Source organism: Leptospira ainlahdjerensis (assembly GCF_016919175.1).
Lineage (GTDB): Bacteria > Spirochaetota > Leptospiria > Leptospirales > Leptospiraceae > Leptospira > Leptospira ainlahdjerensis.
Map to the genome: position 1 here is coordinate 74,230 of NZ_JAFFPU010000004.1, position 16,875 is coordinate 91,104.

13 protein-coding genes are annotated in these 16,875 nt (G+C 43.4%); 3 read left to right on the forward strand and 10 right to left on the reverse strand.

Features of this window, described 5'->3' with window-relative positions:
* Positions 1-45: 45 nt before the first annotated feature.
* The 5 genes from JWG45_RS01025 to recN form a co-directional block, all read right to left on the reverse strand.
* Positions 46-2,241: an ATP-dependent helicase gene (locus JWG45_RS01025; protein WP_205277990.1), complete on the reverse strand. Its 2,196-nt coding sequence runs from the start codon at positions 2,239-2,241 to the stop codon at positions 46-48.
* A gap of 2 nt (positions 2,242-2,243) precedes the next feature.
* Entirely contained in the window at positions 2,244-5,096 is a 2,853-nt protein-coding gene (locus JWG45_RS01030) for a BamA/OMP85 family outer membrane protein (RefSeq protein WP_408611584.1), read from the reverse strand.
* 94 nt (positions 5,097-5,190) lie between these two features.
* Positions 5,191-5,640, reverse strand: a complete 450-nt coding sequence (locus JWG45_RS01035; RefSeq protein ID WP_205277931.1) for an ExbD/TolR family protein — start codon at positions 5,638-5,640, stop codon at positions 5,191-5,193.
* A gap of 1 nt (position 5,641) precedes the next feature.
* Positions 5,642-6,247 (reverse strand): MotA/TolQ/ExbB proton channel family protein, encoded by a 606-nt coding sequence (locus JWG45_RS01040; protein ID WP_205277932.1) that lies wholly within the window; start codon positions 6,245-6,247, stop codon positions 5,642-5,644.
* Positions 6,248-6,359: 112 nt separating this feature from the next.
* A complete protein-coding gene (recN, locus tag JWG45_RS01045) occupies positions 6,360-8,066 on the reverse strand; it encodes a DNA repair protein RecN (protein ID WP_205277933.1) in 1,707 nt (568 codons plus the stop codon).
* Between the two features lie 989 nt (positions 8,067-9,055).
* On the opposite strand from recN, the gene JWG45_RS01050 reads away from it, so the two are divergent.
* The 3 genes from JWG45_RS01050 (at position 9,056) to JWG45_RS01060 (ending at position 10,997) form a co-directional block, all read left to right on the forward strand.
* A complete protein-coding gene (locus JWG45_RS01050) occupies positions 9,056-9,766 on the forward strand; it encodes a histidine kinase (protein WP_205277934.1) in 711 nt (236 codons plus the stop codon).
* Complete coding sequence (locus tag JWG45_RS01055; protein WP_118968689.1) at positions 9,750-10,520, forward strand: SDR family oxidoreductase; 771 nt, start codon at positions 9,750-9,752, stop codon at positions 10,518-10,520. The genes JWG45_RS01050 and JWG45_RS01055 overlap by 17 nt, the downstream gene beginning before the upstream one ends.
* A gap of 177 nt (positions 10,521-10,697) precedes the next feature.
* Complete coding sequence (locus tag JWG45_RS01060) at positions 10,698-10,997, forward strand: ArsR/SmtB family transcription factor (protein ID WP_069607487.1); 300 nt, start codon at positions 10,698-10,700, stop codon at positions 10,995-10,997.
* Between the two features lie 24 nt (positions 10,998-11,021).
* On the opposite strand, the gene rfaD is transcribed toward JWG45_RS01060, so the two are convergent.
* The 5 genes from rfaD to JWG45_RS01085 all read right to left on the reverse strand — a co-directional run bounded on the left by rfaD (position 11,022) and on the right by JWG45_RS01085 (position 16,814).
* On the reverse strand, positions 11,022-11,993 hold the full coding sequence (rfaD, locus tag JWG45_RS01065; protein WP_205277935.1) for an ADP-glyceromanno-heptose 6-epimerase: 972 nt from the start codon (positions 11,991-11,993) through the stop codon (positions 11,022-11,024).
* A 14-nt stretch (positions 11,994-12,007) separates the two neighbouring features.
* Complete coding sequence (locus JWG45_RS01070) at positions 12,008-13,765, reverse strand: UbiD family decarboxylase (protein WP_205277936.1); 1,758 nt, start codon at positions 13,763-13,765, stop codon at positions 12,008-12,010.
* The gene (mutY, locus tag JWG45_RS01075) at positions 13,762-14,889 is read right to left on the reverse strand and encodes an A/G-specific adenine glycosylase (RefSeq protein WP_205277991.1); all 1,128 of its coding nucleotides are present in this window, start codon (positions 14,887-14,889) and stop codon (positions 13,762-13,764) included. Before mutY ends, JWG45_RS01070 begins: the two co-directional genes overlap by 4 nt.
* A 114-nt stretch (positions 14,890-15,003) precedes the next feature.
* Positions 15,004-15,987: an adenylate/guanylate cyclase domain-containing protein gene (locus JWG45_RS01080; RefSeq protein WP_205277937.1), complete on the reverse strand. Its 984-nt coding sequence runs from the start codon at positions 15,985-15,987 to the stop codon at positions 15,004-15,006.
* A complete protein-coding gene (locus JWG45_RS01085) occupies positions 15,984-16,814 on the reverse strand; it encodes an oxygen-binding di-iron domain-containing protein (RefSeq protein ID WP_205277938.1) in 831 nt (276 codons plus the stop codon). The genes JWG45_RS01080 and JWG45_RS01085 overlap by 4 nt, the downstream gene beginning before the upstream one ends.
* Positions 16,815-16,875 lie beyond the last annotated feature (61 nt).

Below are 16,875 nucleotides of genomic sequence, written 5' to 3' on the forward strand. Positions count from 1 at the left end.
TCTGCTACTAGTATCGGATTTCGGGGAAGTAAACTTACCCCTTCCTTATAATTTCTCGAGCGGGGTATAGGCAACAAAAAAGTTCTTCTCCACGTTCCCGAATCGAATCGCCACCTTGGTATTCTTTTCCTTTCCGGAAACCGTTAAAATGGTGCCGATCCCGAATTGTTTGTGTTTCACCCGATCGCCTGCCTTCAGTTGAAGGTTATCCGGAGAAGGGGCTTCCGAAAAACCGGAATCGAATTCTTCTTCCACCTCGCGAATTTTGGAAGCAAGAGGCGGCCCTTGCGGTCTTCTTGCGGTCCTTTCTCGGGTTGCAAATTGCTGTTCTCCAAAACATTCTTTGGGAACTTCCGCTAAAAACCGGGACGGAATCCGGTCTTCGACTTTTCCGAATTTGCGGGAAGTTCTACAAAAACTCAAAAACAAATCCTTTCGAGCGCGGGTGAGAGCGACGTAAAAAAGACGTCGTTCTTCTTCATCTCCAAACTGAGAATCTTCCAGACTCATACTGTGTGGGAAGGTTCCCTCCTCCAATCCCGATAAAAAGACGATCTGAAATTCAAGACCTTTCGCGTTGTGCACCGTCATCAGATTGACATAGTCTGTCAGTTCTTTTGTGTCCTCTTCGCTCGTGAGAAGACTGATCTGGTTGAGGTATTCTTCCAAGGAAGGAGAATCCGAATTTTTTTCGTATTCCTCGATCGAGTTCACGAGCTCCTGCAAGTTTTCCAGACGTGCGATGGATTCTTCCGTTCCTTCCTCTTTAAGATAGGACATGAGCCCGGAACGATTCAAAAGTTCCAATGCGATTTCGGAGGGAGAAGAACCCTTTTCGTTTTTTTCGACGAGATCGCTAAATAGATGAAAGAGTTCTTTTCCCTTCGCCTTCGCCGCTTTCTTTAAAGGAATCTCTTCTCTTCCCAAGGTTTCCAAAAGTGAAATTCCTTTTTCGAGGGAGAATTCTCGGATCTTGTCGATTCCGGAATCTCCGATTCCGCGCGGAGGATAGTTTACGATTCTCAAAAGCGAAACGGAATCCACCGGATTGGAAACCACGTTCAAATAAGCGATAAAATCCTTGATCTCCGCACGATCGAAAAATCGAAAGCCGCCGAAAATCTTATAGGGAATTCCGATGTTTCGAAGGGCCTCTTCAAAGTATCTGGATTGAGAATTCGTTCTATAGAATATTGCAATATTCTTATATTCCGTTCCGGAGGAATACGCGGACCGAATTCTCGTGATGATTCCGTGAGCCTCCTCGGATTCGTTCTGAAACTCGGTAAGAATCACGGGAGAACCCTTAGGGTTGTTCGTGAAAATTTCCTTTTGTTTGCGTTGTGTGTTGTTCGAAATGACGCGCGACGCGGCAAGAATGATGTTCGAGGAGGAACGATAATTCTCCTCGAGTTTGATAACAGTCGATTCCGGAAAATCCTTTTCGAAGTTGAGAATGTTCGCTATATCGGCTCCTCTCCAGGAATAGATCGACTGATCGTCGTCGCCCACGACGCAGAGATTCTTTTTTTCTCCCGCAAGAAGAATCACGAGTTCGTATTGGACCTTGTTCGTATCCTGATACTCGTCGACCATGACGTATTCCCATTTGTGACGATACTTGGAAAGTGCATCCGGGGATTTTTGTAGAAGTTGAACGGTCTTCCAAATGAGATCTCCGAAATCGAAAGCTTTACTCGCGTCCTTTCTTTTTTCGTATTCCTTATAAATCGCCGAAACGTTTTTTGAAAAATCGGTTCTTCCTTCCTTTTCCAGATACGCTTCGGGAGATAACATCTTGTCTTTCAAACCGCTGATATAATTCCCGAGCATCGACGGTTTGTAGAATTTCGCATCAAGAGAAAAATCCTTTACGACTTGTTTGAGAAGGGATTCCTGAAGAGTTGTATCGTAAACGGTGAAACCTCCTGCGTATCCGAAAAACGAAGCTTCTCTTCTTAGGATATAAAGACAAAGTGAGTGAAACGTTTTGATCTGAAGATTGGCAGGTAAGAATGGAACTAAGTGTTTGACTCGTTCCTGCATTTCGGCGGCGGCCTTGTTCGTGAAGGTAACGGCGCAGATTCTATCAATCCCGTGATTGATGAGAAGATTTGCGATTCTATGAGTGATAACGCGCGTTTTACCGGAGCCTGCTCCTGCTAAGATCAGTACCGGACCGGAAACTTGGAGGACTGCTTTTTTTTGTTCTTCGTTTAAACCTTCGAGAAGAGGATCCACGGTCAAAACCTATAGTCTCCGATCCCGAAGACAAACTGAAACGCGTTGTCGGAATCGAATTTTGTGAAAGGATGATCCGCGACGCCTGTGTATTTCAACTTTTGTGCAAAATAGATCCGAAGAGGGAGAACCGGGATTTGAATTCGTAACCCCACCCCCCAAGAAAATCGAAATTTATCCAGTGCGACATTGTTTCCGGAAAGTACAAGATTTGCTGGATTGTTCAGCTCTTCGTAGGTATAATCCGCTTTTCGAAGCGCGGTCAGGTTGTAAGAGTTCGTAAGCGCATACCCGACCGGATCTCTCTGTTGAGCTTCCAAAATTCTTTGATCATAGGTCGTAAAAAGATCTCTTCGAACACCTTGCGCGCGATTGACTTCCTCGTAGAGAGCTCCCGCATCAAAAAAAGTGACGAGCCAGAGAAGACTCGGTTCGATCGGAAACCGAAGTTCCGTACCGAAAATCATCCGACTCGCGGCCCCGTCTCTCCACTCGGTAGGATATTTTGCGTCGTTGTAAAACCAACCTCGAAGAGATTCGTAACCGCCTAAGAATTGTAAGTCCTGCAATTGAATATACGGATTTTGAATCGGATCCTGTTTTCCATAGGCCGGAACTCTTTGGAACGTAAAAAGGGAAGAACTTCTAAATTCTTGAACGACTCTCCAACGACGAAGCGCGTTGTTTCGAAATAGTCCGAAAAGACTGTAGTCAAACCAAGTGTGATAGTATTCCGCTAGGATACGATACTGATCAAAGTGGGATTGACCGCCTAACAACTGTCCTACGTTGTCCAACTGAAAGAGAAGGTCGAATCCTTGTGTCGGATTAAAAACGTTGTCTCGAATGTCATAAGCAAGTCCGTTTGAAACCTGAGAACGAAACTGCCAACCCCTCCGAACCTCCGCGAGAACCTGGTCAGAAACGAGAGAAGAAGGATTTGTAGAAGCGTAAATACTCGGAGAATAACGATGGAAGTGAGTCCAGTTGATAAAGATTCGATGTCCGATCCCGACCGTAAATCCCACCCCGTCCCGAGAATAGATGGCTTGTTCCTTGATCGACTGTTGGTTGTTGTTCTCGGTGATGGAAACCGCTCCGACATTGTAGATTCTCGAAGAATAAAAAAGAGAAAGAGACAGAGACCATGGTTTGTTGTAGAGCCAAGGCTCCGTCCAGGTCACCTGGAATAATCTTCGAAACGGACCAAATTCGATTCTTCCAGAAATTTTTTGTCCGGTTCCGTTGAGGTTGTTTTCCCCCACCTCCGTAAAGATGGAAAAACCGGTGATGGTTCCATAACCCCCGCCCATCGAAACGGTTCCGGTAGGTTGTTCGAGAACTTCGATGATCAGATTCATCTTAGTTTGGTCCGATCCCGGTCTCATGTTGAAGTTGACTTCTTTAAAATAACCGAGGTTGTAGATTCTTTCTCGGGAACGGTTTACGAGAGAAGAATTAAAAAGGTCTCCCTGTTTGAAAAGCAACTCCCGTCGGATCACCCGATCCTGAGTTTTCTTATTCCCTTTGATGACGACGTTTTCGACATAAGCTAAATTGTTTTCACGAATATTAAAATCCACGTGAACGAATTTTTTCCCGTGTAACTCCGGTTTGGTGTTATAGAGTTGTCTGAGACGTTTGATATGAAGTTGTGAATATTCCGTCTCGCAGACTTTTCGTTCTTCGTCCGTTTTACGCGTGTAACAATTCTCGTAGTATTCTATATTTTCCCGATCCAGGGAAATAACTTTTCTACGAGGAATCACCTGAGCGAAAAGATATCCTCTCGAACTGTAGAGCTCGTTCATCGTTCCCCGATCCCGCATGAAACGAGTTTCGTCAAAAAGAACTCCTACGTCCGCGTCGCTGTAGTCTAAATTCTTTTCCAATTCTTTTACGGGAAGAAGCGGTTTTAATTCTTCCTTCGGCGTTTCCGGAGGATTGTTTTCCTTATTTAAGAAAAGAGGCCTTCCATCCGCGTCCAAGGTTTTATCGTGATTGAGGGTATAACCGTTAAAAAAATAAACCTGCCCTTCGGAAACTTTGATATTGACGATGATTACCCTTCGATCTTTTTTTTCCGGGTTTTCCCAATGGATTTCCCAGTTGGTCCCTTCGCGCATGAGTTCGGCGTCGAGATATCCTTTGCTTTTAAGATAAGCTACGATCGTATCCTTATCTTTTTCGAAAGAAGATTCTTTGAAATTTCCGCCTTCAAAAACTCCTTCCTCTTTCATTTCCATCACGGAAAGAAGTTCGGAGGTCTCTACGGATTCGTTTCCATAAACGTTGATTTTGGAAACCGGAATCTCCTCTCCTTCGTCGATGATAAAACGAACTCTGACGAGATTTGTTTTTGGATCCGGCTTCCCCAACTCCACTTTTACATAAGCGAGAAAAAAACCTTCATCCCTATATTTTTGCAGGATGAGATCCCTGGACTTCGTAATTTTTTGGGGAGTGATGACTTCGTTGTCTTTGAGAGGAAGTTTGTCTCTTAGATCTGCGGGAAATACTTCGTCGGCGCCGACAAATTCCACTTCTTTTACGCGGGGCCTTTCTTTGAGCTCGATGACAATCCGAACTCCGTCACCCATCTCTTCCGCTTGGATGTCCACAAAGTAGAAAAATCCGGAATTAAAAAGGGTTTTTAGATCTTTGTCCAAAACCTTCTTCGTAAGTTGTTTTCCAACGCGCAAATCGATCATCGATTCCAGATCGCTGTCCGGTGTGTTTTTATTTCCTTTGAATTTTACTTCTTTGATCACCTTTCCCAAGTAATCGCTTCGTTTGGAAAGAAGTTGAGTTAGTTCGCCTGAATAGAATAAAAGTCCGAATAAGATGGCTAGGATGGATCCTTTCAGAATGAGGGAAAATGTTCGTTTCAAGTTAAAAACTGAGCCACCAGATATTTGCTTACAGAATCAAACCGCTAAAGGCCGGTATTTATTTTTCTCCGGTTCCCGATTGTCTAACCATGGCCAGGTTAAACTTACTCACTCCTGCCTCGTTTACCTTATCGATCACTTTGATAACGGTTTGATAGCTTGCGGTGCCATCTCCACGAATGATCACTCTGTTCTTTCCCGGTTCTCTCTTTTCCAAAGGTCCTAGAAACACATTGATCTTATCCGTAAGTTTTTCCAGGGGAACAGGATCCGTATCTTTATCCAAGAATATCTTTCCATCTTTATTGATGGTGATTACCAGTTCGTCTTTTTTCTTTTCTTGAGCCGTAGAAGAAGATCGAGGGAGTTCAATCTTCATCACGGTCGATTTTTCCAAGGTCGCATTCATCAAAAAATAAATTACGATAAAACTAATAACGTCGATCAGAGGAGCCAATTCGATTTGGCCTCCTCTGCTTGATGAAGATCGGAACTTTCTAAATTTCATATTACTTCAGATATTTGATCGCTTGACCGGAAAGATTTTCCATCTCCGCGATTGTATCTTCTTTTTTCTTTTGAAAGTAGTTGTAGGCCACGTAAGCCGGAATCGCAATCGCTAGACCCATTGCCGTGGTAATCAAGGCTTCGCTGATCCCGACTTCGGCCCCGCGCGTTCCGGAGCCTTCTTCAAAGGAACGAATGATTCCTAAAACTGTTCCTAAAACTCCCAAGAGAGGAGAGATGGTCGCGATCGTGCCCAGACCGGATAGAAATCGTTCCATCTTAAGGATCTGAGCAAAACCTGCGGACAACATTTCCTCTTCAGCTGCGTCCAAATTTTTTCGAGAAGATTCGATTCCCGCTTGGAGAACTTGGGAAGCAGGTCCGTTGTTTAGATTTTTGAGAAAGTCGGTTGCAGTGTCCCAATTCTTTTGGCGAAACAAGTCTTTGAGCGCCCGCCAGTCCGTCTGCGTAATCGGCTTCCACTTTGAAAAGTAGAGCATTCTTTCAATGATGATGGTAAAACCAACGATAGAAACTAGGACAATGACGATTGGAACCGATTCTGGAGGGATCGCAGAGATTAGAGAATCAGATTTGGCTAAAAACATTTGAGTGAAATTCTCCCATAAGTAGAGTTTAAAACTCTCTTGTTACTGCCAAACAGTTTTCTAATCTGCGCCCACCCTTTTTATAAGGATTCCCAATGGAAAAGTTCCAAGGTTAGACCGCCTGTTTTTTCAGCAGTTCTTTTGCGTGCTCAAGAGCGCCTTTCGAAACCCTTTGACCCGAAATCATCCGCGCAAGTTCCAAGGTACGCTCTTCTAAACTCAAGAATTCCGCTCGGGAAAACGTTCTTCCTCCTTCGACATATTTACTGATTTTTAGATGGTCATTCGCTGCGGAAGCAATTTGTTGCAGGTGAGTAATCAAGATGAGCTGATGATTGGAAGCTAAATTCCGAAGTTTCCGAGCCACATCCATAGCAATCTCCCCCCCCAAACCGGAATCGATCTCGTCGAAGATCAGAACACGCAGGTGGGATTGACCTCCCAAAATCGAACGAATCGCAAGCATCACTCTCGATACTTCCCCGCCGGAGGCAATCTTTCGGAGCGGTCTCGGTTTTTCACCCGGATTTGGGCTAAAATAAAATTCCAATTGATCGAGTCCCGTTTCGTTTACGATATAACTTTTTCCGGAAGCAGAGATTTCTCCTTCGGGGCTAGGTTCCCACCGAAGAACGACTTGTACCGCCGCCCCCGACATTCCCAGATGTTCCAATTCGGACTTGAGTGAGGATTCGAATCGAACCAGAGATTCCCTTCTCGCTTTGGAAAGCTGGATCGAAAGAGAACCCAGTCTGGTCGTAACATTCTCCACCTCCGACTCCATCGATTCCTTATTTTTGGAATTTTTTTCCATGGCTTCCAGCTCTTGTTCCGCCTTTCTCTTACGATCTAAAATTTCGGATAGATCCGAGCCGTATTTCTTTTTCAGTTTGGAAATGAGGTCCAAACGAGACTGAACAAACTGCAAACGATCCGGCGAAAAGAAAATCTCTTCCTTTTCATCCAAAACGGAAGAATTGATCTCTTTGAGTTGGATGTAAATTTCCTGAAGCGAGTCCAAGGTTTTCCCAAAGTCCGGCTGGATGGATTTGATTTTTTCCGCTGCGCTCAGAAGTCTGGGAAAGGAAGGAAGAATCGCCGAGTCCGAATCGGCGAGATAAGAGGAAAGAATTTCGAAATTCTCCGCCAGAAGTTCCCCGTGAGCTAAAAGACGTTCTTCTTTGCTTAAACTCTCTTCTTCCCCCTCTTTTAAGTCTGCCTCTTTGATTTCTCGGATTTGAAAGGAAAGAAACTCGATTCGTTTTGATTTTTCCTCTTCGTTCTTACGCAATTCTTCCAGACGTTTTTTCAAACTCTTATAGGTTAAAAAACATTCTTTGACCTGGTTTCGGAGAGGAATCAACCCCGCGTGCAGATCAATGATATCCAACTGTTCGCTTCGATCCAAAAGAAGAATCTGATCGTTTTGATTGTGGACTTCCGCGAGCAATTCTCCGAGTCCTCTCAGAGTGGTCGATGAGGCAAGGGATTGATTGATCAGAATCCGGGACTTTCCGTCTCGGCTGCATTCCCTATGCAATGTAAGTTCTTTGGAATCCGACGGAAAACCCTTCTCCTGGAGCCAATCCTGAGCGACCGGGTTGCGAGAAAGATCAAAAACACCTTCCAGGACATATTTTGCGGCTCCTGTCCGTATTTCCATAGGACTGCTCTTTCCTCCCAAAAGAGAAGAAATTGCGTCCAAAATCAGCGATTTTCCGGCCCCCGTTTCTCCGGTGATCACCGTCATTCCTTTTTGAAAATCGATACAAGCTTCTTCAATCAGAGCGAAATCTCTTATATTCAGGGTTTTGAGCATACTTACCTCGGGATACTAAACAAATTATACCCTTCATATAACTGCTATACATCTGATTGCAAGTTATTTTTTTTCTAAAACCTTATTTTCGAAAAAAATCCGAGTCATACGGATTTTCAATATCCTCACCCACAAGTTGAGGGGATCTGCAACGAAATGATCCTGTAAAGAGTGGCTTGTAGGAACTTCCTGCAAAGGGATTCGTGCTTGCAAAATTAGGATTCTGTGATAGAGGAATGGCCGCCGTGGTTTTTTCCGCCCCCCGCCCCTGCGAGCGCCCCATAGGAAGCGATGCACTGAGTTTCCCGAAAATACGGGCGGGGCGCGCCGCTTTCACAGTAAATTGTCCTAGCAACGACAATTTTTCTTAAATCCGGGCAACGTGTGGGGAAGGTTATGCGGTGTTTGCGTAAATTCTCGCCGAACACGCAATAAACGAAGAAAGAATTTTGATTTTCCGAAGTTTGAAAAAGGAATTTTTCCTTTTCTCAAATCGTTTCCTAACGCTGGAATTTTCGAAAAAATCTACGGAAATGAGGAATGAAATATTCCAAATTTTGAATCCTCTTGTTTTCTTTCAAAAATCAAACAAACCAAAACGGAAGCCTTCCCCAAAAGAATTCCCACTTTATGATATTTTTATGGAGTTCTGATGCCGTTTTTCTTATAAATAAAACAAAACTTCCTTTCTTATAGAAAATGAACTTTTAAATCGATCGAATTTTGATTTTGAGAACTCTTCTTCGAGTCTCTTTTTCAATCTCTGAAAAAAAGCGAACGATCAAAGGTTACTAGAGAAGCCGTTTGTTGCAAAAAGAAATTAGGAATTCGGAAATCAAAAGAAACAAAAGAATCGGTTTGGATTTTTGCGGTTTTACCCGATTTTTAGAATATCGTAATTCTGGAATTTGATTGATTCAATCTCTTTGTCATCGATACTGACAGTGAAAATTGTTAAGCGTCCGGAATGAACGGGGATAGAAAGAAATATGGCAAAAAGTTTTCAAGACTTAGATCAAAAACTAAGCGAACTCATCCAATCGCGTTCCCGAATCACGGTCCAATCCTCGCGGATGAACTCCAAACTTGAAAAATATGTTCTTCGAATCATAACGGAAATTCTAACGAAAGTTGGACAGACCCGTTATGTGGAGATGTTATATACCATCACCAAAGAGATGTCCATCAACGGAGTCAAGGCCAACCAAAAACGAGTCTTCTTTGAGGACGAAGGTTTGGATATTCGAAATCCGGCAGAATATGAAAAGGGAGTCGCGGCATTCAAAGCAAAGTTTTCGGAAAGAATGGCGGACGAATATGGCAAGCGGTGTCTTGCCCGTGGAATTTCTGTAAAATTAAACATTACTTATACTATGGACGGAATCGTAGTAGAAGTAACCAACAACACTCCGGTAATCGCCGAAGAACAGGAAAGGATGCGGGAGAAAATGAGAAAGGCGATGGGTTATAACGATATCGCCGAATTCTATATGGATAATATGGATAATACAGAAGGAGCCGGACTCGGTATCGCTCTCATTATGATTCTATTAAAAAGTGAGAATATAGATCCTCATCTCTTCAGAGTCATGACTCACGAACACGAAACGGTGGCGCGTGTCGAGATTCCGTTTTCGGAAAATTATATCAGCATTCGAAGTAAAGAACTAAAGGAAAATAATCTTGGAAATCAAAGGTAAAACAGTATTGGTTACCGGGTCGGCCGGTGGATTGGGAAAAGCGATGGCGGAACATTTCGCCAAAAGAGGGGCAAAAATCGTTCTTTCAGACATATCTGAAGAAAAATTAAAGGAAGCCGAAAATGATATCAAGTCGCTGGGAGCTGAAGTGTTTTCTTTTAAGGCGGATGTATCCAAAGAAGAAGATGCAGAAAAGCTTATGAAGGCAGCGGTGAGTCAGTTCGGCAGTTTGGACGTAGCCGTTTTAAACGCGGGAATTCTAAGAGACGGCCTTCTTGTAAAAACCGATAAAGAAACCGGTAAAGTAGTTTCAAAAATGTCCTTAGCGAATTGGCAATCGGTGATCGACGTAAATCTCACGGGTGTGTTTCTTACTGGAAGAGAAGCCGCGATTCAGATGATTGAAAGTAAAAGTAAAGGTGTTATCATTCCTATCGCCTCGGTTGCGATGCACGGTAATCCAGGTCAGACAAATTATTCCGCGGCGAAGGCCGGAGTTGCCGCAATGACAAAACTCTGGGCAAAAGAATTAAGTAGATACGGCATTCGTGTGGCAGGAATAGCGCCTGGATTTATAAAAACAGAGATGGTAATGAAAGATATGAATCCGGAAGCTTTAAAAAAATGGGAGTCTCTGATACCAATTGGTAGATTAGGAGAACCTTATGAGATCGCAATGACCGCGGAGTTCATCGCTAACAACGATTTAGTGTCCGGTGTTGTATTAGAAATTTCAGGTGGAGTAAAAATTTAATCGGAAATCGATTTTTTCAGAAAAGAACTTTACACTAAGAGAAAATTATAATATAATTGACTGTAATTTATTGAATTAAGTCTTTATGGTTTACTAAAACTGAATAAACTTAATTCAATAATCCAGTCTAAAGAGAAAGCATCTTCTTCTTTTAGAAATCTAAAAAAGAGTAAAACAATGTCTAAAGAAAAATCAGTATTAAAGAAAACCCAGTTAGAATCAGCAATCCGCGGAATCAAGGGAATCGCACACCCGGACCGTTTGCAGATTCTTTTTTTCCTCTCTCAAAAGGAACATAGCGTAGGCGAACTTGTAGATTTACTTGGAATCAGCCAGTCCGCTGCATCTCAACACCTGAGTAAAATGAAGATCAATGGAATCCTTTCCAGCAGAAAAGAATCCAATCAAGTTTTCTACTACTTGAAAGACGGTAAATACAAGGATCTGATTCGTACGATCGTAAAGATCTACGGTTGATTCCCGAAGCGTATTCAAAATTTATTATGTGCCCTCTTCTTGATCGAGGAGGGTTACATACTCCCTGACCGCGTCCTCTAACTTCGTAAAACCTTCCTCGTAACCCGTTTTGAGCAGCTTTGTCGTGTCCGCGCAGGTATAATACTGATACTTTGCTTTGAGACTTTCCGGCATTTCCGTGTATTCTATGTTTTTCGGAAGGCCGAGGGTATCAAAAATCGCGGAGACAAGATCGTTCCAAGTTTCGGCAACTCCTCTTCCCAAATTATAAAGACCTCCATGACCGCCAAACGCAAGATAGGCGGTGATTTTAGCCGCATCCTTTGCGTATAAAAAGTCGCGTCTTTGTTCTCCGTCCTTGTATTCAGGTTTGTATGATTTGAAAAGTTTGATCTTTCCTTCTCTTCTGATCTGCTCGTAACCCTTTAGAACCACACTTCTCATATCTTCCTTATGACCTTCTCCGTAACCGAAAACGTTAAAATATTTGATCCCGGTAATTCGATCTAAGAAAGAATGTTTTTTCGCATAGAGATCGAACATGTGTTTGGAATAACCGTACATGTTCAATGGCTTCAAAACATCGATGTCGCTTTTGTCGTCGTATCCGTTCGCTCCGTCTCCGTAGGTCGCCGCCGACGAAGCGTAGACAAAACGGACTCCGTTTTTGAGCGATTCCTTTGCGAGAAGTTTTGTATACTCGAAATTATTGTTTATCAGGTAAGAGGCGTCAGTCTCCGTCGTCGAAGAACAAGCTCCCAGATGAAAAAGAATATCATAATCTTTGAATAAACTTGATCGAATCGCGAGATCCAGAAAATGTTCCTTTTCCAGATAATCGGAATATTTTTTACCCAGCAGATTCTTCCACTTGGAAGAATTTCCAAGATGATCCACAACCAGAATGTCGTCGATTCCTTGGCGGTTGAGTTCTTCAATGAGATTGGAACCGATGAGACCTGCTCCACCGGTGACTATACATCTTTTTTTCGTCATAGAATTCAAATTTCCTAAAGAGAGTCTAAGAGTCTACCAAATCTATCGTCTACCCTTTTCACGGTTTGGCTGTCCGCTTCCGTTAGAGGCGGGTACCAATCCTTGAGTCTGCAGTCGATTACGACCGGAGGATAGAGTCCCGGATGATTTCGTATTAATTTTGTGTTTGCGTAGATATCTCCCGCCGGTTCAAAGCGAGTAAAGATCGACCAGATAAAATCGTGATCGGAACGAGTCGCGTCGACCGAATCGTCCACGAGAAAAACGAGTAAAAAATCTTGAATACATTTTTCTTTGAGAAGTTTTGCGGGGAGGCCGTCGTTCTTTTTGTATTTTTTTCCTGATACGACTAACGTTCCGGGATACGCTACGATCGGATCCTCAAAATAAGAACTTACGAATTTTCCCTTAAAACTCGTTTTAAGAGAATTCTTTTTTTCACCGGATCCAAGAAGAATCGCTTTACTTCCTTTGTTCACTTCCGGACCCGTATAATCCAAGGTGTCCTGGGAAATATTGGAAAAAATATGTAAGTCGGTAATTGGATTCATTCTTTCTAATACGCTAATAAACGTATTTCTAAAGTTTTTAAGATCTACGTTTTGATCGGTGACGAGCAATACCTTTGTAAGGGAGAGTTGACCTTCTCCCAAAATCCGAAGGGCCCCCGTAAACGCCTCTCCTTGATAACGTTCCTTAACGACCGCAACTGCGAGAGAATGAACTCCGGATTCTTCATAGGCCCAAACCCCTTTTACCGCGGGCATGACAACCGGAAACATCGGAGACAATAGATCTTGGAGATATTCGGCAATCCAGTGATCCTCTTGAGGAGGACGTCCAACCACGGTCGCGGGCCAGATCGCATCCTTTCTATAAAAAATATTCCTTACTTGTACGATCGGATAATCGTGTTTCAGAGCATAGTAACCGTAGTGATCACCGAACGGACCTTCGGGTTTTCGAATCTTCGGCGGAATGATTCCCGAAATCAAAAAGTCCGCGTCCGCGACGATCGGAAGCGGACTCACGTTTGAATTCTTATACATTTTTAATTTTTCGCCTAATAATAGTGAGGCGAGAATGAGTTCACTGATCTCTTCCGGTAGAGGCGCCACGGCCGCGATCGTAAGTCCCGGAGGACCTCCCGCGTAGATATGCACCGGCAAACCTTTTTCTTCTCTTTCCGCTTCGAAGTAGTGATTTCCTCCTCCCCTGTGGATTTGAATGTGCATCCCGGTTTCCAGAGGTCCGTGGATTTGAATCCGATACATTCCGAGGTTTCCCTTTCCAGTTTTCGGGCTTTCCGTATAAACCAGAGGTAGTGTAACAAAATTACCTCCGTCTTTCGGCCAGGATTTTATAGTCGGAAGTTCATGCAAAGATTCTAATGTATTTTCAAGAACGGGCGCCGAGTTAACTTTTTTTAATCCGACACGCAAAGCCTGAAACGCGAGATGACGCAAGTTCCAAACCTTAGCTGGCGACGGAGGAAGAAAGTGTTGAATCGTATATGCAATTTTTTGCACGAACTTTACGGGATCCTCTCCGAAAGCGATTCTCATTCTTTTTTCGGAACCGTAGAGATTGGTGGCGACGGAAAAACGGGATCCTTTTACGTTTCGAAATAGAACTGCAGGTCCTCGTTTGGCTACAACCCGTCTTTGGATTTCGGCCAATTCTAAGATCGGATCCACTTCCTCTTCAATGACGAGAAGTTCTTTTTCTTTTTGTAGTTCTTTTACAAAGTCGCTCGTGGATCTGATTTTCATAATTTTCCTACCGGAAGTTCCGGTTGTTTTATCGTTTTGTTTTTGAGTTTGATCAGCTTTCCTGAAATCGAAGAAGGGAATTCTTCCTTGAGATCCTCTTCCCTCACCCATTTGAAAAGGACGTCTTGTTTTTTGTTTAAGATTTTTTCGATTCGAGTTCGGTCTTCTTCCAGAATGTCGCTGAACTTCAATTGGATTCTATGATTGGTGATGGAATGTTTTGTACGATGTGGATGTGTATTCAAACGGGATTCTTCAAACAACTCCTCGGAGATAGAATCCTTTTCGTAAGGATGTTTTCCTTCCAATCGGAACGGAAGCGAATAGATCGTTTTAAAAAATCTTCTTCCTGAATATTTCAAAAGAAGAATCTGATTCTTAGATCTTAAGAATAAAAAATGCAGATCCAGATCGATCCAGTTGTCTACCGATTTAGATACGGGGATCTCCCTTTCTTTCCCCGCGGCTTTTGCTTCACAGTGATCGATTAATGGACAAGACTCACAAATCGGAATCGGAACACAGACCAAGGCTCCGAGTTCCATCATCGCCTCGTTGTGGTCGCCCGCGGAATCCGGAGTTAAAAATTCTTGAGCGAGATTTCCTAAAAGTTGATTCGTGGAATTGAGAAGAGGATCTTCTTCAATCAAAAAAAGTCTGGATAAAACGCGCTTAACGTTCCCGTCTAAAACGGCGTGATGTTTTCCGTAAGCGATGGATAATACGGCGGAGGCAGTATAACTTCCTACTCCCGGAATCGAAAGCGCGTCGTCGTAGTTCTTTGGAAATTCTCCCGAAAATTTTTCGACCAAAAGACCGGCTCCTTTTTTTAAGTTTCGCGCTCGAGAATAATAACCAAGTCCTTTCCAGTATTTCATGACCTCGTCTTCCGAAGCTTCTTTGAGGGAGTTCGGATCCGGAAATCTTTCTAAGAATGTTTCGTAAATCGGAAGCATCGCCGCGACGCGGGTTTGTTGGAGCATAATTTCGCTCACCCAAATCCGATACGCGTTTTTGTTGATTCTAAAGGGAAGATCCCTTTTGTTTTTTTGAAACCAAGAAAGTAAGGCCTTTCTTAATTTTAATAGGAGCTCGGGAGAAATGGGGGCGTTTTTGGATTCCACAGTCGTAAAGAAGATCGATTTCTTTACATGGAACGGTACGTCGAACAACGGTAAATCCTGTTTTCACGGGATTCTTAAATTTCATTCGATTTTATTTTGAATCTATCGAAATTTTTAGTCTCTGGTCAGGACGTTTATCTTCTCCGGACGGCTCGGATTGGAAATATGATATTTCCCGTCCAAGAGCATGATGTGTTTTCCGTTTTCCAAGGCACGATAGAGTTTTTGAAAGTTCGGTCCCGGGACTAAAACCGACTCGGGACTTGCCAACTTCTTTTTGATGGAATCGATCGTGTAGATATCGTGTTGCCCGACTCCCTTCAATTCTTTCATTCCCACATAGGAGCAATCGAAGTAGTCCCTAACGTCGTTGTAAACGGATTTTGATACGGTGATCTTTCCGGGCTCTCCGATATTTTCGATCCGAGAAGCGAGGTTTACGGTATGTCCCCAGATATCGAACGCGATCTTTGTATGTCCGACGACTCCGGCGATCAAGGTTCCAGAGTGAATCGCGATCCGAAGCCCCCAGGCGTCCTCTCCGCTTTTCATTCTTTCCTTTTTGCGATTCTCCGCATATTCCATCATCTTCAAAGATGCCAGAAGAGAATCCAACTTTGCGGTTCTCTTATATCCCCCCAAACCGCCGACCGCAAGAAACGCGTCCCCGATCGTTTTTACTTTTTCGATTCTGTGTTGAGTGCATATTTTTTCGAATTCGTCGAAGTAGATCGAAAGTTCCTTTAAAAGTTCGTTCGGACTCATATAACGACTGATATCCGAAAATCCTACAAAGTCGGTAAGAATCACGACGGCATTCTCGTGTTGAATGGGTCGAACTTTTCCTTTTAGTTTCAATTCTTCGATCATATACTCCGGAAGAATGTTCTGTAAAAGTACGTCCGCCTTCTTTTTCTCCTCGAGAATCCGATTTCGATCGCTATTGACGATGTGATTCATCATCTCTCGAGTAAGCGCTTCCTTGTTTCGATATCGAACGATTCGGCTTAGGGCCCGAAAATAATCCTCTTCCCTTTGAATGATATCTTCGGGAGTTCCCAGCGCGATGTTCCGAGCAAACTCCGCCAACTCGTTCAACGTAGATCACCCTTTCTTGCTTTTTGAATCCAGTCGTCTTTGATCAAATCGAGTCCGCAGGGAAGATTCCAGAGTTCGTCGATGATCGCGGGAAGTTGTTCTTTCCGAATGATTTGTCCGTGCTGGGGTGCGATTACCTCGGCGTCAAAACTCATTATCTTCAAAAGCGCATAACGTAGAGCGAGGTTGGAGGGAATATAGGCTTGCATAAAGGCTTTCATGTTGTTCAAAGCTTTTTTATCGTGATACAAGGACCATTCTCTTCCCAAACCTCCCAAAATATCACTCGTAAACAGAACGCGCGACTTGAGATCGAAAGTTATCATGGCCCCGGGGGAATGTGCGAAAGGAGTGCTGATAAATTGAAGTTCTCTACCGCTGGGTGTGGAAAAATAAGTCAATTCATCGCCGATACGAATGATACTTCCTTTTACACCATAGTGTTTGATCAGATAGACGGTTCTTGTTTCCGCGATGATCTGAACGGGACTATCTCCGCTTAAATCTTCAAAGATCGGAACGTTTGCGCAAAGGTCCGGATCCTGGTGTTGTAAGACGATCGTTTCTATGGAGTTTGGGGCGACGAGGGAAAAAACTTTTCTGGCTACGACCGGAAAGTCTGGAATGGAACCGGGATCGATCAAAATGGTGCTATCACCGTTTTTGATCATGTATGGATTACAATGAAGGGATTCCCTTTGATCGTAAAATCCGATCCAGTAGATGTCTTCGGCGATTTCTACCGCGTAATTGGTATCGATTTCGAGAGTCAATTCTCTCGGAATATTCTTCTGCGTTTCCGCTTGCGCTATATCATTTTCAGACAAGGGACCGACTCCTTTCGGTCTTCAAGACCTTAGTTATAAATATAAATGTCGGATTACAAAT